At 65.1% G+C, this 1,121-nt stretch carries 1 protein-coding gene and 1 pseudogene; both read left to right on the top strand.

The genetic code is table 11. The features are described 5' to 3' along the window. Positions 1–471: pseudogene (locus LK10_RS04410) on the top strand (hypothetical protein); the annotation flags it as partial. A 286-nt stretch (positions 472–757) separates the two neighbouring features. Next, positions 758–1,121, top strand: a 364-nt coding sequence (locus LK10_RS04405) for an aminopeptidase P family N-terminal domain-containing protein (protein ID WP_043120480.1), incomplete at its 3' end; no start/stop codon positions are given.

Here is a 1,121-nt window from a genome sequence, read left to right as displayed (position 1 = left end):
CTCTTGGCCGGCCCCGTCATCGACAAACTGGGGATGAAGCGCGTCGCCGTGACTTCGATAAGCATCGTGGCGATATGGGCCATCCCCGCATTCCTGCTGTTCCAGCGGGTCGACCTGCTCGGCGCCTGCTTCATCGTCGCGGTCTTCGCAGTGTGCCTCGGATTCAACGCCGTCGTCACCGGACTTTCCGCTGTTCAGCTGTTCCCGTCACAGGTCCGGGGCACCGCGGGAGCGCTCACATACAACGTCGCCTACGGCATCTTCGGCGGAACCGCCCCCTACCTCGCAACATGGGCCACCTCGAACGGAAGCATGCTGCCAGCTGGCATCTACCTTGCCGCCTTCGGCCTGCTCGGCGCCGTGGCAGCCGCAATCGGAATCGGCAGCCGCTCCCTCGACTTCCTCTCCAAGGACCTTGAGAAGAACGCCACCTTGGCCCCTGAGATCGGCGCGCACGAGGCCAGCGCCTGAGCAGACGCGTGACCGCTGCAGCGTCAGGCCAATTCTCCGGGGAGATGATGCTTCCACGCTGCCGAGCCTCCATGGAGAAAGCTTCATCGGCCTTCACGAGAATGTGAGCGGGTCCCAGCCCCCGGCCAGCACGGGGCTGGGACCCGCATGACCGCCGAAGGTTCGCCCGGCAGCTCGCCGAGATCCGAGTGCGCCGAGCCCCCCATGCACACTGCATCGTGCGGCGCAGGCCGCGGCCCTAGCCGGTCGACCCGGTCCGTCCACGACTCAAGGAGCCCGAGAATTCATGGCACCCCATAACCAGCACTTCACGGCGGAAGAGTTCAGCCACCGTCGAGCCGCTGCGGTAGCGGCGCTTGCAGAGTCGGACCTCGACGGAATCCTGCTGTTCAAGATCGAGGACATGTACTGGCTCTGCGGCCTCGACACAGACGGCTTCTGCATCTTCCACGCCATGTTCCTGAACCGGGACGGCCGCTTGACGCACATCAGCCGCGTCGTGGATCTTGCCAACATCCGCTACTCGTCCATCTGCGAGGACATCCGCATCTGGCGCGACGACGAGGACGAGCCGGTCACCAGGGTCATCAAGGAGACCCTCGCCAGCCACCGCATGGCAGGGAAGAGGGTCGGCATCCAGCTGGACACGA

Origin of the sequence: Sinomonas humi (assembly GCF_000802235.1) — a bacterium.
Lineage (GTDB): Bacteria > Actinomycetota > Actinomycetes > Actinomycetales > Micrococcaceae > Sinomonas > Sinomonas humi.
The sequence above is the reverse complement of the archived record's forward strand: the minus strand, read 5'-3'. Positions and strand labels throughout refer to the sequence as shown.